Source organism: Lutimaribacter marinistellae (assembly GCF_042648365.1).
In the GTDB taxonomy this organism is placed as follows: Bacteria; Pseudomonadota; Alphaproteobacteria; order Rhodobacterales; family Rhodobacteraceae; genus Lutimaribacter_A; species Lutimaribacter_A marinistellae.
This window is the reverse complement of the sequence record NZ_JBHRXI010000004.1, coordinates 53991-74811: the sequence shown is the minus strand read 5'-3', so window position 1 is coordinate 74811 and position 20821 is coordinate 53991. Positions and strand designations below refer to the sequence as shown.

The window sequence follows — 20821 nt, the reverse complement described above, 5'->3', positions numbered from 1 at the left end:
ACGGTCAGTCGAAAGTTCCGGCGACGCGCCCCAGCAACATAAATGCCCGCGCAGTGCGCGTCTCGCCAAGGGCGCTCAGCTCTTCGTCGCTTGCATTCGCCTCGAACTCGGCCAGCGTCTGGTCGAACCGGCGGAGGAAATGATGCGCGGCATCGCGAAAGATCGGATCCTGCTTCATTCGGCCAGCCGTAAGGGCCAGGCTCGACCGATCCCGGACACCTCCGAGTGCGGCCACCGCACGGCCACGGGTGCCCTGTGCGAATTGGCGCCAGACCTCGGGCCGGGCCATGTCGGGGCGCAGATCATCCATGTAGATACCGTCCTGGCTCAACAGGGTCAGCACATCCTGTGCCGCCTGGATAAGCTGCGCTGCCTTGCGGTCCTTCAGCGCGCGTCGCAGCGCGGCGAATCCTTCGGCATCCTCTGCGGTTTCCGGAAAGTTCAGGGCGCGAATAAAATCGTCGCTCGGCAGCGGCGGGGACAAGGCCTCTGCCGGGGTTCCCAGCTCCAGCGAGCCCTGGTGCGTTGGTTCCTCGACGGTCATCGGGACGGGCAATTGGGCATGCCGGGGCCGGGCGCGACTGGTCGAGAAGGTCGCCAGCGCGCTTTCGGTCTTGCGCGCGGCTTCGGCGATCTCGTCAAGCTTTTTCGTGACCGAAGGTTCGGCATTGACCGCGCCGCGCTGGGCCTGCGCCAGATAGGCATGTCGGATCGCGTCGATGGCGGCCTGCAGTCTCTGGCTTTCTTCGCGCATCACACGGCTGGCACGCGCGGCAGTCGCCGCGACCCAGATCATGGCTACCGGCATGAAAACGGCCAGCATGGTTATCAAAAAGCTGCCACCAGCGGGTTCGGCCTCGTCCGGCGTCAGCACGAAATACAGGACCGACCCCACAAGCCAGAGCAGGCTCAACGCGATGGCGGTCACCTCGATGCCGGTGACAGCGGGCCGCCCAGGGCGTTGGTAGGCGTCAAGCGGTGTGGCAGGCGGCGTTGAGGACCGGACCCGCTGTTCTTGAGGAGTTGGGCCGGACATCGGGACGCTCCCTCAGACGTATGAGATGTTCAGGATCTCATAGGCACGATCGCCGCCGGGTGTGCGAACCTCGACGCTGTCACCCTCTTCCTTTCCTATCAGCGCGCGGGCAATGGGTGACTTGATGTTGAGCAGACCCTTTTCGATGTCTGCTTCATGCTCGCCCACGATCTGCCACGTCTTTTCCTCATCGGTGTCCTCGTCCACTACCGTGACGGTGGCTCCGAACTTGATGGAACCGGACAGCTTGCGCGGGTCGATCACCTCGGCCAGCGACAGCACGCCTTCCAGTTCCTTGATGCGGCCCTCGATGAACGACTGCTTTTCGCGAGCGGAGTGATACTCGGCATTTTCCGACAGGTCGCCATGCTCACGCGCTTCGGCGATCGCGCGGATGATGGCCGGACGCTCTTCGGACTTCAGCTGTTTCAGCTCCGCTTCGAGGGCGGCATGCCCGCTGCGGGTCATCGGAATCTTTTCCATGGTTCGACATCCCACGAATAGTGTCGCCCCGCCGCTCTTTGGGCGCCGGGGCGAGTGATAAGGTTGACGAATACCTGACCCAAACACGGTCCGGATTGCAAGGGGCCTTCGGCGGGGTCGCGCGGAATGCGGCTCAGTCGTATGCCACGACTTCGAATTCTATCCCGTTATCGTCGTGAAAATAGAACCGTTCGCCGGGCTCGTAATCGGCGTGCGAATGGGGCTCGAACCCGGCGTCCCGAACGGCACCTTCTGTCTGTGCGAGGTCTTCGACCACGACGGCGATGTGGTTGAGTCCGCCGACCGTCTCGTAGCTGCTTGGACCTGAAACCGGCGTTCCGGAGGGGCGGTACAGCGCCAGGTATGTGTCTTTTTCGCCGACATGAACGGTGAAGCCGCCGGCCTTGGCCTCGCCCTGCCAGCGGGTGTGCCAGCCAAAGACGCGCGCCATCCATGCGGCGGTGGCCTCGGGGTCGGCGACAGTGAAATTGGCGTGTTCAAGAAGAGCGGGCATCGTGGCCTCCGTGATGTTGCAAGAACGATGCGAGTCACGCTAATTTCTAAACCTAACTTTAGGTCAAGGAATTTCTTCTGCATGCCCACATCGGATGGATTGCCCATTGGCGCCCTGTCGCGCCGCACCGGATTGGCCGTCTCTGCCATCCGACATTACGAAAAACTCGGCCTGTTGAAGCCATGGCGCAACGCGGGCGGTCAGCGCCGTTACGAGCGTGCCGACATCCGCCGGTTGAGCTTTGTCATGATTGCGCAGAACCTAGGACTGTCGCTGACCGAGATCCGCGAGGTCTTGTCCGGATTGCCCGGCGGCCGCACCCCGACGCCCGAGGACTGGACACGCATCAGCGAGGGGCTTCGCAGTCACCTCGACCAGAGGATACGAACGCTCGAAAAGCTGCGCGACGATCTCGATGGCTGTATCGGCTGCGGGTGCCTGAGTCTGCCGCGCTGCGCGTTGTACAACCCCCAGGACCGTGCCGCGCGACATGGGGCCGGGCCGCGCTACCTGATGGGAGACAGCCCCGAAAGCTGAACTTGCCGCATCGCAGCGTCGTTACGCCGTGTTTTGATTGACCGGGCGCTTTGCGGGCATGTAATCAGCTTCGGAACGAATTTTGCGCCCGCGCCCATGCCGGGCCGACAATCGACCAGTCAGCTAGGGAGCCCGCGAATGGCCGAGATTGAACGCGAAGCGATGGAATACGACGTGGTGATCGTGGGTGCAGGCCCCGCCGGCCTGTCCGCCGCCATCCGTTTGAAACAGCTCGACGCCGACCTGAACGTGGTCGTGCTGGAAAAAGGTTCCGAGGTGGGGGCGCATATCCTGTCGGGTGCGGTTCTGGACCCCTGCGGCCTTGATGCGCTGATCCCCGATTGGAAGGAAAAGGGCGCGCCGATCAACGTTCCCGTCCTCGAAGACAATTTCTACATGCTGGGTGAGGCCGGCCAGATCCGCGTGCCCAACTGGCCGATGCCACCGTTGATGAACAACCACGGCAACTACATCGTGTCGATGGGCAATGTCTGTCGCTGGATGGCAGAGCAGGCCGAGGAACTGGGCGTCGAGATCTTTCCGGGAATGTCGTGCTCCGAGCTCGTCTATGACGAGAACGGGGGGGTCAAGGGCGTGGTCGCAGGTGTCTTCGGGCTCGAACCCGATGGCTCTTACGGTCCGAATACCGAGCCGGGGATGGAGCTTCACGGCAAATACGTCTTCTTGTCCGAGGGCGTGCGCGGCTCGCTCGCAAAGGAGGTCATCGCGAAGTACGACCTGCAAAAAGGCAAGGAACCGCAGAAATTCGGCCTTGGCATGAAAGAGATCTGGGAGATCGACCCCGAAAAGCACAAGCCCGGCACCGTCACCCATACGATGGGCTGGCCCTTGGGCAAGAACGCGGGCGGTGGATCCTTCATCTATCATCTCGACAACAACCAGGTCTATGTCGGCTTCGTCGTTCATCTGAACTACGAGAACCCGCATCTTTTCCCCTACATGGAGTTCCAGCGGTTCAAGCATCACCCGATGGTTGCCGAGCTGCTGAAGGGAGGCAAGCGCGTGGCCTATGGTGCGCGGGCGATCTCCGAAGGCGGTTACCAGTCCATGCCCAAGATGGTCGCGCCCGGTGTGGCGCTGCTGGGCTGTTCGGTCGGCATGGTCAACGTGCCGCGCATCAAGGGGAACCACAACGCGATGCTGTCGGGCAAGGCGGCGGCCGAAGCCGCGCATGAGGCGATCAAGGCCGGGCGCGCGTCCGACGAGCTGACTGAATACGAGACCGAAGTGCGCGAAGGCGCCATCGGCAAGGACCTCAAGAAGGTGCGCAACGTCAAGCCGCTGTGGTCCAAATACGGCTTGACCGCCAGCCTTGCGCTGGGCGGTTTCGACATGTGGACCAACACGCTCGGCTTTTCGCTGTTCGGCACGATCAAGCATGGCAAGAGCGATGCCGATGCAACGGGCCAGGCGTCCAAGTTCAAACCTATCGATTACCCGAAGCCCGATGGCAAGCTGTCCTTTGACCGGCTGACCAATGTCAGCTTCTCGATGACCAACCACGAGGAAAGCCAGCCTGCGCATCTCAAGCTCAAGGATCCCAGCGTGCCGGTTGCGGTGAACCTGCCGAAATACGCGGGTCCCTCGGCGCGGTACTGCCCCGCTGGTGTCTACGAGTTCGTGACCGAGGAGGGGCAGGAGCCGAAATTCGTCATCAACTTCCAGAACTGCGTGCACTGCAAGACCTGCGACATCAAGGATCCGGCGCAAAACATCGTCTGGACCGTGCCGCAGGGTGGCGACGGACCGAATTATCCGAACATGTGACACCGTTTGGCTGTCGCGACTGTGGAATTGGTGTTTCCGGGGCTTGCCGGGAACACCGTTTGCGGCCAGGTGACCCGACACCTGCCGCGGGTTTAGGCGAAAATCAGCAATGAGGACCGCAATAACCCGGCCTGCCATTGCCTCGCGCAACCCGTTCCCCTAGCCTCGCTGGCGATAAATCGAGAGAGGGGCAGGTTCTGGTGAAGGGCATCTTCAAACGCGCGGCTATGGCCGTGCTTTCCGCTTCGTTTTTTGTTCCGTTTCCGGCCACGGCCGAGAACAATGCCGGGTCGTATCTGGCCGGGCGCCAGGCAATCGCCCGGAGCGATTTCGCAAAGGCGGCCGAGTTCTACACGCGCGCGCTTGCACGCGACCCCTCGAATCCCACGCTGATGGAAAGCGTCGTTCTGTCCCGGCTTGCGATGGGCGAGATAGACCGTGCCCTGCCTGTCGCACTGCAGATGGAAGAAAGCGGTCTGCGCAGCCAGGTTGCCCATATGGTGGTTCAGTCCAGCATGTTGGCGAACGAGGATTACGCGGGCTATCTGGACCGCGACCCCGACACGCAGGGCATTGGCAAGCTGGCTGATGGGTTGCTTGCGGGGTGGGCGCATCTTGCGGCCGGATCTGTCGGGCAGGCGCTGGCCCAGTTCGACCGCGTGGGCGATACCAATGGCGTGCGCAACTTTGCCCTTTACCACAAGGCGCTCGCGCTGGCCTCTGTCGGGGATTACGAAGGTGCCGAGGCGATCTTTGCCGCGAACGAGGGGGCCGTGACCACCCTGTCGCGCCGCGCCGCCATGGCGCGGGCCGAGGTGCTGTCGCAGCTTGACCGAAACGACGAGGCGCTCGAAATGCTGGCCGATGTCTTCGGGGCCAGCTTTGACCCGGGCCTGACTGCAGTCGCGGACCGGCTTGCCAGCGGCGAGACTTTATCCTTCAGCCACGTGCGGACGCCGCAGGATGGCCTGGCCGAAGTGTTCTTTACCATCGGTGCGGCGCTCAACGACGAAGCGGCGGATGATTTCGTCCTCATCTATGCGCGCGCGGCGGGTTACCTCCGCCCCGACCATATCGACGCGATCTTGCTCAGCGCGGAATTGCTCGAGGACATGGGGCAGTTCGACCTGTCGGTAGCCACGTACCGCAAGGTTCCGCAGGACAGTGCAGACCACCACGCCGCCGAGATGGGGCGCGCCGAAGCCTTGCGTCGCGCAGGCAAGCCCGACGCAGCCATCGAGGTGCTGGAATCGCTCGCCATGGATTATCCCACGCTGCCGCTGGTCCACAGCTCGTTGGGCGATTTGCAGCGCCAGCAGGAAGAGTATGACGCCGCCATCAAGGCTTATGACAAGGCGCTGGAGTTCCTCGAAGAAGGCGATAACCGCGAATGGTTCGTCCACTATGCTCGCGGCATCAGCCATGAAAGGCTGAAGCAATGGGATCAGGCCGAGGCCGATTTCCGCCGCGCGCTTGAGCTCAATCCCGAGCAGCCGCAGGTTCTCAATTACCTCGGCTATTCCCTGGTCGAGCGCAAGACCAAGCTGGAAGAGGCTTTGGACATGATCGAACGCGCGGCTGCCGCACGGCCGGATAGCGGTTACATCATTGACAGCCTTGGCTGGGTCCTGTTCCGTCTTGGCCGCTACGAAGAGGCCGTGACGCACATGGAACGCGCCGTCGAGCTGATGCCCGTCGATCCGGTCGTCAACGACCATCTTGGCGATGTGTACTGGGCGGTCGGCCGTATGCGCGAAGCTGAATTCCAATGGAGCCGCGCGCTGTCCTTCGTCGACCCCGAAGACGAGAATGCCGAGGCCAACCCCGAGCGCATCCGGGCCAAGCTCGAAGTCGGGCTGGACGAGGTTCTCGCGCAGGAAGGGGCCGAGCCGATCCAGGTCGCGAATGATCAGTAAGGGATTTGCTCCCGCCAAGATCAACCTGACGCTTCATGTGACCGGCCGGCGGCCGGATGGCTATCACCTGCTCGACTCGCTGGTCGCCTTTGCCAGCATCGGCGATACCGTGTCGGCGCGCGTGGCAGATAAACTCTCGCTGTCCGTGTCGGGCCCAATGGCCGCAGGTGTCCCGGAGGACAGCAGCAACCTTGTCTGGCGGGCGGCAGAATGGCTTGGCGGATTGCGTGGCGCTGTGTTGGAGTTGGAAAAGCACCTGCCTGCGGCCTCTGGTATCGGTGGTGGATCGTCCGACGCGGCAGCGGCAATACGTTTGCTGTCCGAACTTTGGACCGTGGATCTGCCCAGCGCATCAGAGACTGCCTCTCTGGGCGCTGACCTTCCTGTCTGCCTTGATCCGCGCCCGCGACGCATGCAGGGCGTGGGTGAGCGGCTCTCAGACCCGTTGGTCCTTCCCCCGACAGAAATCGTGCTGGTGAACCCCGGTGTTCAGGTCGAAACACCCGCCGTGTTCCGCGTGCTGGACAGGGCCGACAACGACGCCATGCCCGACGACCTTCCGGCATGGGCTGACGAGACGGCTCTGGCGGAATGGCTGCATACGCAGCGCAACGACCTTCAGGTGCCCGCCTGCAACCTACGGCCCGAGATCGGCGAGGTTCTGACCGAGCTTGACCTGATGGCCCCGCTGATCGCCCGCATGTCGGGGTCGGGCGCAACCTGCTTCGCCCTGTTCCCTGACGGCAGCGGTGCCGCCGAAACCGCGTGCGACAAGCTCAGCCGGGCGCATCCCGAATGGTGGTGCCGCGCCGGGCGCCTTCTTTAGTTCAGCCGCGCGACCACGTAATCGGCCAGGTCGTGCAACATGTCGCGCACCTCGTGCGCCGGCACGAGTTCAAGCGCTTTCTTTGCCCGGGAAGCCCATTCCAGCGCATCCGCGCGGGTCGCATCAAGCGTGCCGTACTTTTCCATCAGTTGCAGCGCGTGGTCGAGGTCGCCCTCTTCCTGTCGGCCTTTCTCGATCGTCCGCTCCCAAAAGGCGCGTTCTTCGGGCGTGGCCTGGGCAACCGCTTTGATCACGGGCAGGGTCAGTTTCCGCTCGCGGAAATCGTCGCCAACGTTCTTGCCCGTGGCCGCGCTGTCGCCTTGATAATCCAACAGGTCATCCACGATCTGGAACGCAATACCCAGCGCATCGCCATAGTTCCGCAGCGCCTCGACCTGTTTTTCGTCAGCGCCGGAAATGACACCGCCAACCTCGGTCGCCGCGGCGAATAGCGCTGCGGTCTTGCCACGCACCACCTGCAAGTAGACCGCCTCGTCCGTGCCCAGATCGGTTGCTGCGGTCATTTGCAGCACCTCGCCCTCGGCAATCGTTGCCGACGCGTTGCACAGGATGTCGAGAACGCGCAGCGAGCCGGTTTCGACCATCAGCTGGAAACTGCGTGCGAACAGGTAGTCGCCCACCAGGACCGAGCTTTTATTGTCCCACAGAAGGTTGGCCGTGGGGCGGCCACGCCTTTGTGCGCTTTCGTCGACCACGTCATCATGCAGCAGCGTCGCGGTATGAATGAACTCGACCGTCGCGGCCAGCCGGACGTCATCCTCGCCCTCGTAGCCGAAGATGGAGGCAGCGGCGAGCGTCAGCATCGGTCGCAGGCGCTTTCCTCCTGCTTCGACAAGATGCGCGGTCACCTCGGGTATGCGCGGGGCGTGTTCCGAGGCCATCCGCCTGCGGATCAGTGTGTTGACCGCGTCCATCCTCGGGGCAAGCGCCGTGGCCATGCGGTCGTGCGGTTTGGTGATCGTGTTTCCGTCCATGAAACCCTCGCGGTACAAGGCTCGACTCCGGCCCCGGCTTGCCCTTACATCCATCCCCATGAAAGAGCTATTACGCAGCACCGATCCGACAATAATCGCCTTCGCGTCAGCCCTTCTCGAAGGCGAGGATATAGACTGCTTTGAAATGGACGTAAATATGAGCATCCTCGAAGGCGGGATCGGCATCTTTCCGCGGCGCCTGATGGTGCGCGACGACGATCACGACGCGGCGCTCAGGGTCATGCGCGACAACCAGATCCCTCTGCGATGAAGCCCGCCTTCGATGTCGAGGAGTTGAGCCTTGATGCTTTTCTCGGCGGACGCCTGCAGTTATGGCAACCTCGGCGGGGGTACCGTGCCGGAGTGGATCCCGTGCTGTTGGCCGCAAGTGTCCCGGCCCGCACGGGCCAAGCTGTGCTGGAGCTTGGATGTGGCGCCGGGGCGGCGTTTCTTGCGCTTGGGGCAAGGGTTCCGGGCCTTTCCCTCGTCGGGCTGGAGCTGCAACCGGCCTATGCCGATCTGGCCTGTCGCAACATGCTCGAAAACGGGGTGGACGGTCAGGTGATCGAGGGTGATCTTTCGGCCCCGCCGGCCGAGTTCCGGCAATTGCAGGTCCATCACGTCATTGCGAACCCGCCATATTACCGGGCGGACGCGCACAGCCCCTCTCATGATCCGGGCCGACGGACCGCCCTGCGCGAAGAGACGCCACTTGCCGACTGGGTCGATGTCGCCGCGCGGCGTCTTGTTCACGGCGGGCATCTGCACATGATCCAGAAGGCGGATCGTCTGCCCGACATGCTGTCGGCCATTGATGCGCGTCTGGGCGCGGTGGAGGTTCTGCCCCTCTCCGCGCGCCCCTCGCGTTCGGCTGAGCTCGTGATCCTGCGTGCGAGAAAGGGAGGGAAGACGCCCTTTCGCCTGCATGCGCCGCTGATATTGCACGAAGGCGATCGCCACGAGCGCGACGCAGAGCACTATCGCCCCGCGATCAGGGCGGTCCTGCGCGACGGTGCTGCCTTGCCCTGGCCTGAAAGCGGTCGGCCAGCACATAGGTGAAATGCGGGTATTCGATGCGTCTTCGGCGTGACAGGTCGCTTTGGATATGGTCAACTTGGAGTGTTACAAACCTGACAAGGAGGAATGCCATGAGCCTGAGCGCGCATCTGACCGAACTGAAGAAGAAGCACGCAACCCTCAGTATCCAGGTCGAAGAAGCCCAGCGTTCCCCCAGTATCGACGATCTACAGATCGCCAAGCTCAAGAAGAAGAAATTGAAACTCAAGGAAGAAATTGCGCGTCTGTCGAACTGAGCGCGCAAGCGGGCGAGCGCGGCATCGGTCGCGCCGCCTTACCGGGACCGCGACGGAATGCCCGGCCAACACATTGCCGAAATCACCATCTCAAGCGCAGGAATCGACGCCTCACTCCGGGGGCAGCGACTCGACCGGAATGATCTCGAACGCGTCCGAGATATGCGCAGTCTTTGCCGTTTCAGCGAGAAACCAGTCACGAAAGGCGGCAATCTGCGGGCGCGTTTCGGCCCCTTTCAGACAAAGAAACCGGAACCGGGCGGCGGTCTGAATCGCTGTTTTGAACGGGGCGACAAGCCGTCCTTCGAGCAGGTCACCGATGATCATCGCACGTCTGCCAAGCGCCACGCCCATCCCGGCCACGGCGGCATCGATCGCGTGATCCGCGTTGGAAAAATGTGTCCCGTGTTCGGGCCGATGCGCGATTCCCACCGCGCGAAACCACGCCGGCCAATCGCAGCGTGGTCTCAGGAAATCGAGGGAATCGTCGTGGATCAGCGGGGCTTTGATCAGGCTTTCCGGCGTCGAATACTCTTCGGCAAGGGCCGGTGTCATGACCGGTGTCAGCCATTCTTCGCGAACGGGAACCGAGTACAGCCCGTCATCCTGACCATAGCCGAAGCGGATGGCGACATCGACTTCGTCGCGTTCCAGGTCCATTGTGCGCAGGGTTGCCGAAAACCGAAGGTCGATCTCGGGGTGTGCGCGGGCGAACTCGTAAAGGCGCGGAGCGAGCCATTTCGCGGTCAGCGCGGGACCCGCGGTTACCGTCAGGGTCGTATTGTCCCCAAGCCGTTTTGCAGTCACCCATGCCGACTGTAACTCATTGAATCCATTTGTGACTCCAGGCGAAAGTGCGCGGCCTGCCTCGGTCAGGGTGACGGCGCGGTTGTGGCGGTGAAAGACCTGTTGGCCCAGATGCTCTTCGAGGGATTTGATCTGGAACGACAGGGCGGCGGGGGTGACCCCAAGCTCATCGGCGGCCTTGGCAAAAGACAGATGCCGCGCGGCAGCCTCGAAGGCCCGCAGGGCGGTCAGGGGCGGAAGGCGATCGGACATGCCGGGTAAAATTTCCTTAACTGAAGAACGCAAAACTCTCGTTTGTAAAGCTATGCACGGCAGTCCAAGTTCAGGTCAAGTCAAGTTGATCTGAAGCGAAGCCAGGAGGCCGCCATGACCGAGATGAGTGCAACGCCCAAGACCCAGACCGCTTTTCGCCGTGCGCATGAGGCGCGCGCGGACGTCGTTCGTCAAGCGTGGGAGTGGCTTTTCGGTTCCCGCTGAGCGCAGCGCGCGCGTTCTTACGGGATGAGACGGGGCCGGTCCGACGGGATCGGCCCCGAAACTTTGTACTTGCCCGAGATCGCAAATTGACCGTTTTGTACAGGGTACAGAGGACCGATTGACCGTTTTGTACAAGGCGGTACCCCCTGAATCCGGGCCCTGACCCCCTCGACACAAACGAAAAGGGCCGCCCGGATCGGACGGCCCTTGTCAGTTGCGGGATGGCTTAGACGAAGAACTGGCCGCCATTGGCCGAGATGGTCGAGCCGTTGATGAACTGCGAATCCTCGGACGCGAGGAAAACAACGCAGCGCGCGATTTCCTCGGGCTCTCCGAGGCGGCCGGCGGGGATGCCCTTGATGATCGATTCGCGCACCTTCTCGGGAACCGCCATCACCATCTCGGTCGCGATGTAGCCGGGGCAGATCGCGTTGGCCGTGATGCCCTTGGCCGCGCCCTCTTGCGCCAGCGATTTCACGATCCCCAGGTCGCCCGCCTTGGTCGCGGCATAGTTCACCTGACCGAACTGGCCCTTTTGGCCGTTGATCGACGAGATCACGATGATCCGGCCAAAGCCACGCTCGCGCATGCCGGGCCAGACGGGGTGAACGGTGTTGAACACACCGGTGAGGTTGGTGTCGATCACCTCTTGCCACTGTTCGGGGCTCATCTTGTGGAAGGGCGCGTCGCGGGTGATGCCTGCATTGGCGACGACCACGTCGATCGGGCCGAGATCGGCCTCGACCTTGGCGATGCCATCCTTGGAGGCGGCGTAATCGCCCACGTTCCACTTGTAGGTCTTGATGCCGGTCGCCTCGGTAAAGGCGGCGGCCTTTTCGTCATTCCCGGCATAGGTCGCGGCGACCTCGTAGCCTTCGGCTTTCAACGCTTTGGAAATTGCTTCGCCGATGCCCCGGCTGCCGCCGGTCACGAGTGCTACTTTTGCCATGATGTCCTCCGTTCTGGCATGTCTTGGTAAGTTTGTTACTAGCTAAAGGGTTTGGTTCGCAAGATTATTACGCGAAGTCGTCGAGGAAGGTCGCTGCGTCGCGCTCTCCCAAGGCCCATGTGTCGCGCAGTTTCTGTGGGTCGGTGAAATCGATCTTGTCTGCCGGTGTCTCCTCGCTGGGCCAAAGATATGTGCGGTCCGCCACCTCGGGCAGGCGGGCGTAGCGCCGGGTCAGAAGCACCATCGTCTGCCCCCTGTCCGGTTCGGGCATCGGCGCCTGGTCGGCCATGCCGCCATCGACCACGGGTTTGCCTTCCCATAACGGGGGCTCGAACACTGGCGGGATGACGGCAGCAGCCGAGACGAGGTCGACGAGACGACCGTCGCGCGCGGCCTTGTTCGCGTCGACCAGATGTGCGGTCAGGCCAAGCTTTTCCGCCCAGTTGAAATGCGGGGAGCCGACGATGTGCAACTCTGCCTCGTAACTGGCGGCGAGCGCGGTGCCGGTCAGGCGCGGCGCGGGGCTGTCGGGCGGATGGGCGATGAGGATCTGCAGCGCTGGTCCCTCGGCCACTTTGCGCGCGGCGGCATCGTCCACAACCTGCGCCACGACCTTGCAATAGAGGTGCTGGTGCGGGGTGATTCCCGCGTCATCGGCGGCAAAAAGGTCGAGATTGTGGTCGCGCTCTTCGAAAGCGGCGCACATCGTATCGAGAAGCCTGCGTTCGTTCCCCGAGATCCAGGCCACGGCAGCCAGCGCCCCGCCGCTGACGCCGGTGACGCGGGCGGGCGCAAAACGCCGCTCTTTCGCCAGCCGGGTCATGAAGCCACCCTGCCAGAAACAGCGCAATCCGCCGCCGGAAAAGACGATCTGTTCGGGGTCTTGAGCGATATTGGTCACCTTAGAGGTTCCATTTTCTTTTCACGCGACCCATGATGCCGCCCCTGGAAGAAATCTTCAGGATACTTAAAACTTCGCTCAATGACTGCTTCTACCTGCGTAACTGGATCGCGTGCCAAAATCTGCAGTCGGAGCCTTGAACGCTTTTGACGCATAAGCCGATCAATTTCTTTTTGGTTGTCTTGGTTGGCTAAGGTCTGAAGGCGAAAAAATGATCCGTGCTCGCCCCTGTCTTTCCGTGTTCTTAAGAGAAAAATTTCACTTGTTTTGAGTTCCAGTTTCTTAGTCCAGTACGACTTCGTCTCTGTGACTTTGCCTGGGAAAACAACGTGTAAGTGGCACTTTAAGTCGATGATCTCCCGCCAGCCATCATTTAGTATTTTGATTTCTAGAGCCGTAAGCTGCTCGCCGAATGGAAAATAGCAAGCGACTGGGTGGATGCTAAGCTTGGGGCGAAAAAACCTTCTTTGTAGTGCCAAGAAAAAGGCTGCAGCAGCGACGCCGGACAGCAAGCCAACGGCAAAGTTGTCGAGAAAGTCCCAAACTGATATCAGTAACCCCAGCGCCCAACCAAGGGCGCTGAGAATGAATGTCCAGACCGAATTAAATTGTTCGGTCATGAGTTGGGTCAGGGACGTTCGAGGCACATGGCGACGCCCATGCCGCCGCCGATGCAGAGCGTGGCGAGGCCTTTCTTGGCGTCGCGGCGCTTCATCTCGAAGAGCAGGGTGTTGAGGATGCGCGCGCCGGAGGCGCCGATCGGGTGGCCGATTGCGATGGCGCCGCCGTTCACGTTCACGATGGCGGGATCCCAGCCCATGTCCTTGTTCACGGCGCAGGCCTGTGCCGCGAAGGCTTCGTTCGCTTCGACAAGGTCGAGATCCTCGGGCTTCCACCCGGCTTTTTCCAGCGCCTTGCGTGAGGCGTGGATCGGACCGACACCCATGATCGCAGGGTCGAGACCGGCGGTGGCGTAGGACACGATACGCGCGAGCGGTTCGATGCCGCGCTTCTCGGCCTCTTCGGCGGTCATCAGCAGCGCGGCGGCGGCGCCGTCATTGATGCCGCTGGCGTTGGCCGCGGTGACCGAGCCGTCCTTGGTGAAGGCGGGGCGCAGTTTCTGCATCGCCTCGATGCTGGCGCCGTGGCGGATGTACTCGTCCTTGTCCATCACGATGTCGCCCTTGCGGGTCTTGATGGTGAAGGGCACGATCTCGTCGGCGAAGCGGCCGTCTTTCTGGGCGGCTTCGGCCTTGTTCTGGCTGGCCACGGCGAATTCGTCCTGCTGGTCGCGGGAGATCTGCCATTTCTCGGCCACGTTCTCGGCCGTCTGGCCCATGTGGTAGCCGTTGAACGCGTCCCACAGGCCGTCCTTGATCATCGTGTCGATGAACTGCATGTCGCCCATCTTTTGTCCCTGGCGGAGGTTCTGGGCATGCGCGGACATGGACATGTTTTCCTGGCCGCCTGCAGCGACGATGGAGGCATCGCCAAGCTGGATGTGCTGGGCGGCGAGCGCCACGGCGCGCAGGCCCGATCCGCAGACCTGGTTGATGCCCCATGCGGCGCTTTCGATCGGCAGGCCGGCGTTGACATGTGCCTGGCGGGCGGGGTTCTGGCCCTGCGCCGCGGTCAGGACCTGGCCGAGGATGGTCTCGGAGACCTCGGACTTGTCGATGCCGGCACGTTCCACGACCGCTTCGAGCACGGCGGCGCCGAGGTCATGGGCGGGGGTGTTGGCGAAGGATCCGCCAAAGCTGCCGACGCCGGTGCGCGCGGCCGATGCGATTACTACGTTGGTCATCTGTTCCTTCCTCTACCATCAGGGCCGGGCGGGAAGAAGGTCCGCGCCCCGGGCCTATAGAGCGTGACATAAGCGACGTGCGCAAGTGCAGCAACAGACAGCTTGTCTCAGGCATTGACCTTGCGGAAGGTTGCACTAGGCGCGGGCGCGCTCCTTGCCCTGGTCTTTCCATGGCGGCGACACGGTCGGCGCGCCGAACAGGTAGCCCTGCAGACAGTCGACCCCGATGGAAACAAGAAACTCGGCATCTTCGACCGTCTCGACCGATTCGGCGGTGATCAGCATGTCGAATTCCCTGGCGACGGAGACGAGGGCGCGGGTCAGCGCCTGGTTGTCCCGGTTGCCGGCCACGCCGCGGACGAACTGGCCGTCGATCTTGGTGGCGTCGAACAGGAAGTCACGGAAATGGCGAAAGCTGAAGGTCGACGATCCGTAGTCGTCGAGCGCAAAGCAGATGCCCTTGGGCTGGAGCCGGTCCATGAAGTCGATCACGAGTTCCGGCAACATCATTGCCGAACCCTCGGTTATTTCGAGGATGAGGCGTTCGCCAAGCGTGGGGTCCTTGTCAAGGAAGCGACCCAGCGTTCGCATCCAGCGCTGGTAGCCGATCGAACGGGCGGACATGTTGACCGACAGGCGGATATCGGGATTACGCACCAAGGTCCTGAGCCCGATTTCCAGCGCGACGGCGTCGAGATCGCGGCCCAGTTCGGTATCCTCGACCACCGGCATGAAATCGCGTGCGGGAATGACGCGGCCGGTTTCGTCCATGACGCGGATCAACGCCTCGTAGAAGGCGACGCCATGCGGGGGCTGCGCCTGCATGACCGGCTGAAAGGCCAGCATGCACTGCTTGTGCTTGATCGCCTCGGTCACCATGGCCAGCGTGGACCGGTCGCGCCCCGCAACGGCGGCGTTGAGCGGATTCTCGGCCCCGGCGGGAATCTCGGCACGTTTCTTGCGGTTCATCGGGCAATCCTTCTGGCGCGTCGGGCGGTTCGCGCCAGATTTCGCCAAAAGCGTGAAGAGGGGATTAACCTGTCAATTTGAGCCGAATTCGGGACGTGACACCGCCGTCATGCGTGTGACGCAAGATTTGACTCGCCCGCGGCAAGCTGTCGCCCTACCATTTGATCAGGGAGAACGCTTCGGCCGTGCCTGCACGGGTTTCGCGGGTGGCCGGTCAAATGCACAAGGGCGGCGCAGGCGGACCAAGCCTGCCCGTTTCAGGGAGACAGACATGACGCGCGACGATTCGTTCGAACAGGTCGAGTTCATCCTCTACGTGGCGCTGACCGGGCTTGCCGCCGGAGCGCTGGTAGTCGGCTGGATTCTTCATGTCGAGGGAATCGTTCGTCTGGGCGCGGCCTATCCGGCGATGGTGCCGGCAACGGCGCTTGGCCTGTTGTTGTTGGGCCTGTCGGGAATCGCATCGACGCGCGGACGCACCGGCCTGTCGATGGCGCTTATCCTGTTTGCCGGGGCGCTGGTCGCCGCCTTGTTCCTGTTGCAGCAAGCCGGCCTGCGCAGCATTGCGGGGTTGCAGGTCTTCGGTATCGGCGAGCGAGACATCATCTCGCCCGCAACAGCCCTGTTTTTCGTCGCGGCGATGCTGGCGGCGGTTTTGCAGGCGCAGCGGGCAGAGCTGGCACCGATCGCGGGGCTTTGGGGCCTGTTCCTGCTGTCGACGGCGATTGGCGTTGCTGTCGTAGCTGCCAGCGGCGTGGGGCTTGCCCGGTCGTGGCCACTTTACGGCATGGCGTTCCAGACCGCGCTGGCCTTTGCGCTTTATTTCGCGGCGTTGTCCATCGGGTCGCTGGCGCGCGACTCGCTCTGACCCATTGATCGGGCCTCAACCGCCGAAAAGAACAGCGTTCATTGTCCTGCCGGGGAGCAGGGTGAAGGCACCGGTGAGAACAAGTGCCAGTAGGTAGAGCTGGATCATCGAGGCGCGATGCGCCGTGATGTTGCCGCGGCGAACGGCGCGGATCGAATAGACGAGCGTGACGAGTACGAGGATCGACAGCAGGTGAATCGGCGAGAAGGGGCCGATCAGCCGGAATTCGTGGATCCAGAAGCTGGAGATCGCGGTGAGGGTGATGGCGGCGACCCACAAGGCACCCAGAGCGCGATGCGCCGTTGTGCCCTTGGGGGCCGCCAGTTGAACCGCACCGATGGTGATGGCCGCCAGCGCGCTGAGCGCGTGGGCCGAGATGATCCAGCCGTCATTCCAGAGCGCTTGCCAGTTCATGCCGTGCCCTAACCGAAGTGGGTTCGCGTTGCATGGTGACGGAAAGAAGCGTGACGTTCCAGTGTCGCGGTGCCTGTTCAGCCGTGCGGGATCACTCGGCGACCACGGGCGCGGCGGTGGTTGTGCGATCCTCGAAGCCGGGGCTGCCCGCATCTTCGGGGTGGCGGGCGAGATGTGCGGCCTTGATCTGCTCGGATGTCTGTCGCGAGCCGTCATGGCTGTATCCCGGCGGGGCGAAGGCATAGGCGAGACGCTGGCGTAGGGTCAAGCCCGGCTGCGTCACGTCCTGCCAGATGCCGACCCATTCGTGAAAGGCCACGCGCAGCGGGTTGAAGCTGCCGAGGTTGTGCACCAGCCCGTAATCGACCCGGTCGTTTTCCTGTTCCGGCACGAAGGTTCCGAACATCTTGTCCCAGATGATGAAGACGCCGGCATAGTTGCAGTCGAGATAGCGGGCGTTGCGGCCATGATGGGCGCGGTGATGGCTGGGCGTGTTCATCACCGCCTCGACCCAGCGGGGCATCTTGCCGATGGCCTCGGTATGGATCCAGAACTGGTAGATGAGGTTGAGCCCGCCGCAGAACAGCACCAGCGCGGGGTGGAAGCCCATAAGGATCAGCGGCGCACGCACGACCATCATGAAGGTGAACGTATAGGTCCATGTCTGCCGCAGCGCGGTGGTCAGGTTGTAGTGCTGGCTGGAGTGGTGATTGACATGGCTGGCCCAGACCCACCGGATGCGATGGCCGAAGCGATGCACCCAGTAGTACCGCAGGTCGTCGAGCACGAAGCACAGCAGCACAGCCCAGAGCGATGTGTCCAGGTCGAACGGGGTCAGCGCCCAGAGCCACATGAAAAAGCCGTAGGCGATGAAGCCCAGCAGCAGCCCCGAGGCGACGTTGCCGGCCCCCATCACGAGCGAGGTGACGGCGTCGCGCGTCTCGTACCGGCCACCGCGCCCGGTGAGACCGATCCACAGCATTTCGGCGAGGATGGCGGCGATGAAGAACGGCACCGCGAATTGCACGACATCCGGATAGGTGATCTGGTCGGTCATGACCGCTCCAACAGGTTGCGCCAGCGGGGTCGTTCGAAATCGTCGAGATGCAGGATCACGTGGGGCGTTGCGAAGTCGTGGAAATCGACGCGGTAGCCGCGCTTGTGATCGGTCAGGTCGTAATCGCGCAGGCGCTGGGCGACGGTGTCGGCACCGAAAGCCCAGAGCAGGCCCGGCCCGGCCTCGGTCCGCACGAGGGCGGCATGGCCGTCGCGCGAAAGCGTGTGGTCGATCACGATGTCATCGGGAAAGTGGCGCAGCCATTCGGTTTCGATATCGTCCACCAGCAGGTGGCGGCGCGCAGAGCGACCGGACAGGTGCAGAAGCGCGGCGATGGCCGCAATCCCTCCGATCACCAGCAAAAGCAGCAGTTCCAGCGGCACGTCGATCCTCCCTCGGCGGAATGCTGCGCGAGGGGGAGGGGCTTGTCAAAGGCGGCGTGGCGTCAGTGCAGCGTTGCGAGGGAGATCGCGCCGACCAGAATAAGGCTGAGCGCCCATGCGAGGTCGAGGTTGAACCAGCCCTTGGACAGGAAGCGCAGGCCGAGCCAGTGATAGACCCCGAGCGCGATGGCACCGCCCGAAAGCGTCATGGCAAGCGTGTGCACCACCGCAACCGCGGCCGCCACGGCCGCGTTCGAGGCCATCAGGTCGGCGGCGGCGGCGTGGCCCGCATCGCTGTCGATGGTGCGGCAGATGCCGAGATAGATGGGCACCAGCATCAACCCCGCGCCATGCGCCATGGCGGCGAGAAAGGACCACAGCGCCAGCCGTGTCGGCGGAATGCGGGCGAGGATGCGGGGATGGCGGCGGTTGACCACGAGGTAGAGCCCGAAGCCGATCACCAGCAGCGCGGCGGCGATCTGGATCTCGCGCTGCCATTCGGCGAGAAACAGCAGGGCGGAGAACGGGAAAAGCACGGCCGCCATCGCCAGAAGGTGGCCTGCCGCCAGCGCGCCGAACGCACGGTACAGGCTGCCGCGCTGCCGATCCATCAGCGCAGCCGAGACCGCAAGCGGCCAGCCCATGCCCGGGTTGATCCCGTGATAGACGCCCGAGGCGACGACGGCCCACCACAGGGCCGTCGCCGTTTCCAGTCCCTCCACCAATCAGACGTGGGTCAGACGGAGGGGTAGCAGAAGCTGTCGGTCGAACAGTCGCCGCCTTCGAGGCGGATCTGGTGACTGCGATAGCCTTCGGGGAACTCGACCCAGAAATCTTCGGACAGGGTCAGCCCGCCATTCTCGCCGGCAACCGCCATGACCATCGCCGCGCCCCGGTCGCCGGGATAGAACTGGTCGTCCCATGTCGAATAGAGCGAGTTGGTCCAGTAGACGCGTTTGCCGTCGCGGCTGATTTCGACCATCTGCGGGCCATAGCCAAAGGTCTTGCCATTGGGGTGCGGGGTCTTCTTGACGATGCCGCCGATTTCGACCTTGCCGACAAGCTTGGGGTTCATCGGGTCGGAAACGTCGTATTGATGCATCTCGCCCGTGCCCCAGCACGAGACATAGAGGAAGCGGTCATCGAGGCTGAGATCGATATCGGTGACCAGCGGCGGCACCGCGCCAAAGCCCTTGAGCAGGTCGGGCAGGTCGTCGGCATCGGCCGGTTGCGGATCGATGGTGATGGTCTTCTTGGCCTCGAACGTGCCGTCATCCTTGCGCCACCAGGTGAAGATCGCGCCTTGCAGGTTGGTGGTATCCACCACGACGCCGACAAAGCCGTGATCTTTGGCCGGGTCATGCGCGGGACGGATTTCCAGTGCCATCTGGTGGTTTTCGCCAAGGTCGATGGTCTGGACGTTGCGCCGCTCGCGCAGGTTCCAGAAATGGATCGAATGGCCATACTTGTTTGACAGCAGATCCTCGGCCACGATGCCGTTTTCGAACTGTGGCGGCAGCGCCCATTCCGAGCTGACCATGTAGTCACGCGGCAGGTTCCACCAGAAGTCATAGTGCTTGTCCTGCCTGCCGCGGTCCATCTCATAGCGGCCGAGGATCTCGAAGGTTTCGCAATCCATGATGAAGATGCCCGGAGGGCCGTCGGTGCCGTCCTCGCCGCCGCCGCCGAGCGTCGAGACATAGATGCCCTCGGGGCCGCAATGGATGGTGTGCGGGCGGGAATAGCCGGTCTTGGCAAAGACTTCTTCGGGTTCGATGATCTTGTGGATCTTGGCCTTGAGCGGTTCTTTCACGTCGACCACGTAAATGCGTGACGAGCGGATGCCGGGAATGATGAGGTAGCGCCGTTCGAGGAAGGCATGCCCGGAGAGCGGCGACAGCGACGAGGAACAGGCGTTCCAGCCGAAATGGTGAAACTCGTCGCCCTTGTTGGGCATGATGACCTGGTGGACGATCTTGCCATAGCTGTCGGATTTGGGATCGACATCGACAACGGCCAGCCCGTCGGGCTGCGACGCGTCCGGACTGAGCATGAGCGTGAAGGCCAGTGTTTCGGCCGGTGCCTCCATCGCGAGCTTGGGCGTGGCGTGGAATGTCGGATCAGGTCTCAAATTCATTTTCGGCTCCTCCCGTTAATTCAGGCGTCGTGCCGGGTTCGCCCCGGCCATCGGTCATGCGCCCGGGGTGAGCCTGCCACGAATCGTCGCAGCAGGGAAATGTTATGCGCGCCGACCGGTCACGTGTTGTCACTCCCGCGATGCGCGAAGTGTTTTTTGGACTTTTCCCCGGCGCGTGTGCATGGCACATCGGCCCGAGATGAAAGCCCGTATCGCCTCTGTTGCCGCGCTCCTGCTGGTGGCGCTTGTCGCTCTTTCGGGCGCAGGCTCGGCCGCGATGATGGCGCCGGACCGGGAGGCCGTCGCTTTCGCGGCGTTTTCACTGGCGAGCGGCGGTAGCGAGGCCGATTTGTGCGGCGACAGGGTGGGTTCCGAGCATCACTGCCCGTTCTGCCACGCGCTGGCGCGCGCCGAGATGCCCGCCCATCATCCGGTGCAACTGCGGCTTGTCGCGCATGACGGCTGGCGGCTGGCGCCGCACCTGCACCGGGCGGCGCAAGCCCGGAACATCAACCATTCCCCGAGGGCGCCACCCGTGACCGGCTGACGGCGTTCGGCCGTCCCCCGTTCGTGGCAGGGCGCGACGATGTCGCGCGGTGTCTTTTCTTTCTTGCCTGCCGGGATGGCGGGCCCTTCAGGAATGGTTT

Annotated in this window: 24 protein-coding genes; 9 read left to right on the top strand and 15 right to left on the bottom strand. The window is 63.0% G+C overall.

Annotated features, from left to right (window positions below):
• Nucleotides 1-4: 4 nt before the first annotated feature.
• From ACFORG_RS04940 to ACFORG_RS04930, 3 genes are all read right to left on the bottom strand, one after another.
• Complete coding sequence (locus tag ACFORG_RS04940; protein ID WP_386734276.1) at nt 5-1036, bottom strand: hypothetical protein; 1032 nt, start codon at nt 1034-1036, stop codon at nt 5-7.
• Between the two features lie 12 nt (nt 1037-1048).
• A complete protein-coding gene (greA, locus tag ACFORG_RS04935) occupies nt 1049-1519 on the bottom strand; it encodes a transcription elongation factor GreA (protein ID WP_386734275.1) in 471 nt (156 codons plus the stop codon).
• Nucleotides 1520-1652: 133 nt separating this feature from the next.
• Nucleotides 1653-2033: a VOC family protein gene (locus tag ACFORG_RS04930; RefSeq protein WP_386734274.1), complete on the bottom strand. Its 381-nt coding sequence runs from the start codon at nt 2031-2033 to the stop codon at nt 1653-1655.
• Nucleotides 2034-2114: 81 nt separating this feature from the next.
• Between ACFORG_RS04930 and soxR the strand changes: the two genes are divergently transcribed.
• The 4 genes from soxR (at nt 2115) to ACFORG_RS04910 (ending at nt 7100) form a co-directional block, all read left to right on the top strand.
• A complete protein-coding gene (soxR, locus tag ACFORG_RS04925; protein WP_386734273.1) occupies nt 2115-2570 on the top strand; it encodes a redox-sensitive transcriptional activator SoxR in 456 nt (151 codons plus the stop codon).
• Nucleotides 2571-2708: 138 nt separating this feature from the next.
• The gene (locus tag ACFORG_RS04920) at nt 2709-4358 is read left to right on the top strand and encodes an electron transfer flavoprotein-ubiquinone oxidoreductase (protein WP_386734272.1); all 1650 of its coding nucleotides are present in this window, start codon (nt 2709-2711) and stop codon (nt 4356-4358) included.
• A gap of 227 nt (nt 4359-4585) precedes the next feature.
• Nucleotides 4586-6274 (top strand): tetratricopeptide repeat protein, encoded by a 1689-nt coding sequence (locus ACFORG_RS04915; protein WP_386734721.1) that lies wholly within the window; start codon nt 4586-4588, stop codon nt 6272-6274.
• Nucleotides 6267-7100, top strand: a complete 834-nt coding sequence (locus ACFORG_RS04910; protein ID WP_386734720.1) for a 4-(cytidine 5'-diphospho)-2-C-methyl-D-erythritol kinase — start codon at nt 6267-6269, stop codon at nt 7098-7100. The genes ACFORG_RS04915 and ACFORG_RS04910 overlap by 8 nt, the downstream gene beginning before the upstream one ends.
• Here the strand turns inward: ACFORG_RS04910 and ACFORG_RS04905 are convergent.
• A complete protein-coding gene (locus ACFORG_RS04905; protein ID WP_386734271.1) occupies nt 7097-8095 on the bottom strand; it encodes a polyprenyl synthetase family protein in 999 nt (332 codons plus the stop codon). The two genes, ACFORG_RS04910 and ACFORG_RS04905, sit on opposite strands and share 4 nt — an antisense overlap.
• A gap of 58 nt (nt 8096-8153) precedes the next feature.
• Between ACFORG_RS04905 and ACFORG_RS04900 the strand changes: the two genes are divergently transcribed.
• The 3 genes from ACFORG_RS04900 (at nt 8154) to ACFORG_RS04890 (ending at nt 9408) form a co-directional block, all read left to right on the top strand.
• Complete coding sequence (locus ACFORG_RS04900) at nt 8154-8366, top strand: putative signal transducing protein (protein ID WP_386734270.1); 213 nt, start codon at nt 8154-8156, stop codon at nt 8364-8366.
• A complete protein-coding gene (locus tag ACFORG_RS04895) occupies nt 8363-9154 on the top strand; it encodes a tRNA1(Val) (adenine(37)-N6)-methyltransferase (RefSeq protein ID WP_386734269.1) in 792 nt (263 codons plus the stop codon). The genes ACFORG_RS04900 and ACFORG_RS04895 overlap by 4 nt, the downstream gene beginning before the upstream one ends.
• Before the next feature lie 89 nt (nt 9155-9243).
• On the top strand, nt 9244-9408 hold the full coding sequence (locus ACFORG_RS04890; RefSeq protein WP_386734268.1) for a YdcH family protein: 165 nt from the start codon (nt 9244-9246) through the stop codon (nt 9406-9408).
• 111 nt (nt 9409-9519) lie between these two features.
• Here ACFORG_RS04890 and ACFORG_RS04885 read toward each other — a convergent pair whose 3' ends face one another.
• The 6 genes from ACFORG_RS04885 to ACFORG_RS04860 form a co-directional block, all read right to left on the bottom strand.
• Nucleotides 9520-10467 (bottom strand): transcriptional regulator GcvA, encoded by a 948-nt coding sequence (locus tag ACFORG_RS04885; RefSeq protein ID WP_386734267.1) that lies wholly within the window; start codon nt 10465-10467, stop codon nt 9520-9522.
• 451 nt (nt 10468-10918) lie between these two features.
• Nucleotides 10919-11641 carry an acetoacetyl-CoA reductase gene (gene phbB, locus ACFORG_RS04880; protein ID WP_386734266.1) on the bottom strand — a complete coding sequence of 241 codons (723 nt, stop codon included), beginning with the start codon at nt 11639-11641 and terminating at the stop codon, nt 10919-10921.
• A gap of 67 nt (nt 11642-11708) precedes the next feature.
• Nucleotides 11709-12542, bottom strand: coding sequence for a patatin-like phospholipase family protein (locus ACFORG_RS04875; protein WP_386734265.1), 834 nt, complete (start codon nt 12540-12542; stop codon nt 11709-11711).
• Entirely contained in the window at nt 12539-13162 is a 624-nt protein-coding gene (locus ACFORG_RS04870; protein WP_386734264.1) for a hypothetical protein, read from the bottom strand. Before ACFORG_RS04870 ends, ACFORG_RS04875 begins: the two co-directional genes overlap by 4 nt.
• 8 nt (nt 13163-13170) lie before the next feature.
• The gene (locus ACFORG_RS04865; RefSeq protein ID WP_386734263.1) at nt 13171-14346 is read right to left on the bottom strand and encodes an acetyl-CoA C-acetyltransferase; all 1176 of its coding nucleotides are present in this window, start codon (nt 14344-14346) and stop codon (nt 13171-13173) included.
• Between the two features lie 135 nt (nt 14347-14481).
• The gene (locus tag ACFORG_RS04860) at nt 14482-15315 is read right to left on the bottom strand and encodes an EAL domain-containing protein (protein ID WP_386734262.1); all 834 of its coding nucleotides are present in this window, start codon (nt 15313-15315) and stop codon (nt 14482-14484) included.
• A 271-nt stretch (nt 15316-15586) separates the two neighbouring features.
• Here ACFORG_RS04860 and ACFORG_RS04855 point away from each other — a divergent pair, with 271 nt between their 5' ends.
• Nucleotides 15587-16183 (top strand): hypothetical protein, encoded by a 597-nt coding sequence (locus tag ACFORG_RS04855; protein WP_386734261.1) that lies wholly within the window; start codon nt 15587-15589, stop codon nt 16181-16183.
• 15 nt (nt 16184-16198) lie between these two features.
• On the opposite strand, the gene ACFORG_RS04850 is transcribed toward ACFORG_RS04855, so the two are convergent.
• From ACFORG_RS04850 to ACFORG_RS04830, 5 genes are all read right to left on the bottom strand, one after another.
• Nucleotides 16199-16597: a DUF2306 domain-containing protein gene (locus ACFORG_RS04850; protein ID WP_386734260.1), complete on the bottom strand. Its 399-nt coding sequence runs from the start codon at nt 16595-16597 to the stop codon at nt 16199-16201.
• A 91-nt stretch (nt 16598-16688) separates the two neighbouring features.
• Nucleotides 16689-17654 (bottom strand): sterol desaturase family protein, encoded by a 966-nt coding sequence (locus ACFORG_RS04845; protein WP_386734259.1) that lies wholly within the window; start codon nt 17652-17654, stop codon nt 16689-16691.
• Nucleotides 17651-18037, bottom strand: coding sequence for a hypothetical protein (locus ACFORG_RS04840; RefSeq protein WP_386734258.1), 387 nt, complete (start codon nt 18035-18037; stop codon nt 17651-17653). The genes ACFORG_RS04845 and ACFORG_RS04840 overlap by 4 nt, the downstream gene beginning before the upstream one ends.
• A 62-nt stretch (nt 18038-18099) precedes the next feature.
• Nucleotides 18100-18759, bottom strand: a complete 660-nt coding sequence (locus ACFORG_RS04835) for a hypothetical protein (RefSeq protein WP_386734257.1) — start codon at nt 18757-18759, stop codon at nt 18100-18102.
• Nucleotides 18760-18773: 14 nt separating this feature from the next.
• A complete protein-coding gene (locus ACFORG_RS04830; RefSeq protein ID WP_386734256.1) occupies nt 18774-20174 on the bottom strand; it encodes a selenium-binding protein SBP56-related protein in 1401 nt (466 codons plus the stop codon).
• A 181-nt stretch (nt 20175-20355) separates the two neighbouring features.
• Between ACFORG_RS04830 and ACFORG_RS04825 the strand changes: the two genes are divergently transcribed.
• Nucleotides 20356-20721, top strand: a complete 366-nt coding sequence (locus ACFORG_RS04825; RefSeq protein ID WP_386734255.1) for a hypothetical protein — start codon at nt 20356-20358, stop codon at nt 20719-20721.
• Nucleotides 20722-20821: the final 100 nt, after the last annotated feature.

What these genes read in the sequence shown, in the direction of transcription:
- ACFORG_RS04940 (WP_386734276.1), bottom strand. Translation starts at nt 1,036, where the DNA reads ATGTCCGGCCCAACTCCTCAAGAACAGCGGGTCCGGTCCTCAACGCCG.
- greA (WP_386734275.1), bottom strand. Translation starts at nt 1,519, where the DNA reads ATGGAAAAGATTCCGATGACCCGCAGCGGGCATGCCGCCCTCGAAGCG.
- ACFORG_RS04930 (WP_386734274.1), bottom strand. Translation starts at nt 2,033, where the DNA reads ATGCCCGCTCTTCTTGAACACGCCAATTTCACTGTCGCCGACCCCGAG.
- soxR (WP_386734273.1), top strand. Translation starts at nt 2,115, where the DNA reads ATGCCCACATCGGATGGATTGCCCATTGGCGCCCTGTCGCGCCGCACC.
- ACFORG_RS04920 (WP_386734272.1), top strand. Translation starts at nt 2,709, where the DNA reads ATGGCCGAGATTGAACGCGAAGCGATGGAATACGACGTGGTGATCGTG.
- ACFORG_RS04915 (WP_386734721.1), top strand. Translation starts at nt 4,586, where the DNA reads ATGGCCGTGCTTTCCGCTTCGTTTTTTGTTCCGTTTCCGGCCACGGCC.
- ACFORG_RS04905 (WP_386734271.1), bottom strand. Translation starts at nt 8,095, where the DNA reads ATGGACGGAAACACGATCACCAAACCGCACGACCGCATGGCCACGGCG.
- ACFORG_RS04900 (WP_386734270.1), top strand. Translation starts at nt 8,154, where the DNA reads ATGAAAGAGCTATTACGCAGCACCGATCCGACAATAATCGCCTTCGCG.
- ACFORG_RS04895 (WP_386734269.1), top strand. Translation starts at nt 8,363, where the DNA reads ATGAAGCCCGCCTTCGATGTCGAGGAGTTGAGCCTTGATGCTTTTCTC.
- ACFORG_RS04890 (WP_386734268.1), top strand. Translation starts at nt 9,244, where the DNA reads ATGAGCCTGAGCGCGCATCTGACCGAACTGAAGAAGAAGCACGCAACC.
- ACFORG_RS04885 (WP_386734267.1), bottom strand. Translation starts at nt 10,467, where the DNA reads ATGTCCGATCGCCTTCCGCCCCTGACCGCCCTGCGGGCCTTCGAGGCT.
- phbB (WP_386734266.1), bottom strand. Translation starts at nt 11,641, where the DNA reads ATGGCAAAAGTAGCACTCGTGACCGGCGGCAGCCGGGGCATCGGCGAA.
- ACFORG_RS04870 (WP_386734264.1), bottom strand. Translation starts at nt 13,162, where the DNA reads ATGACCGAACAATTTAATTCGGTCTGGACATTCATTCTCAGCGCCCTT.
- ACFORG_RS04865 (WP_386734263.1), bottom strand. Translation starts at nt 14,346, where the DNA reads ATGACCAACGTAGTAATCGCATCGGCCGCGCGCACCGGCGTCGGCAGC.
- ACFORG_RS04860 (WP_386734262.1), bottom strand. Translation starts at nt 15,315, where the DNA reads ATGAACCGCAAGAAACGTGCCGAGATTCCCGCCGGGGCCGAGAATCCG.
- ACFORG_RS04855 (WP_386734261.1), top strand. Translation starts at nt 15,587, where the DNA reads ATGACGCGCGACGATTCGTTCGAACAGGTCGAGTTCATCCTCTACGTG.
- ACFORG_RS04850 (WP_386734260.1), bottom strand. Translation starts at nt 16,597, where the DNA reads ATGAACTGGCAAGCGCTCTGGAATGACGGCTGGATCATCTCGGCCCAC.
- ACFORG_RS04845 (WP_386734259.1), bottom strand. Translation starts at nt 17,654, where the DNA reads ATGACCGACCAGATCACCTATCCGGATGTCGTGCAATTCGCGGTGCCG.
- ACFORG_RS04830 (WP_386734256.1), bottom strand. Translation starts at nt 20,174, where the DNA reads ATGAATTTGAGACCTGATCCGACATTCCACGCCACGCCCAAGCTCGCG.
- ACFORG_RS04825 (WP_386734255.1), top strand. Translation starts at nt 20,356, where the DNA reads ATGGCACATCGGCCCGAGATGAAAGCCCGTATCGCCTCTGTTGCCGCG.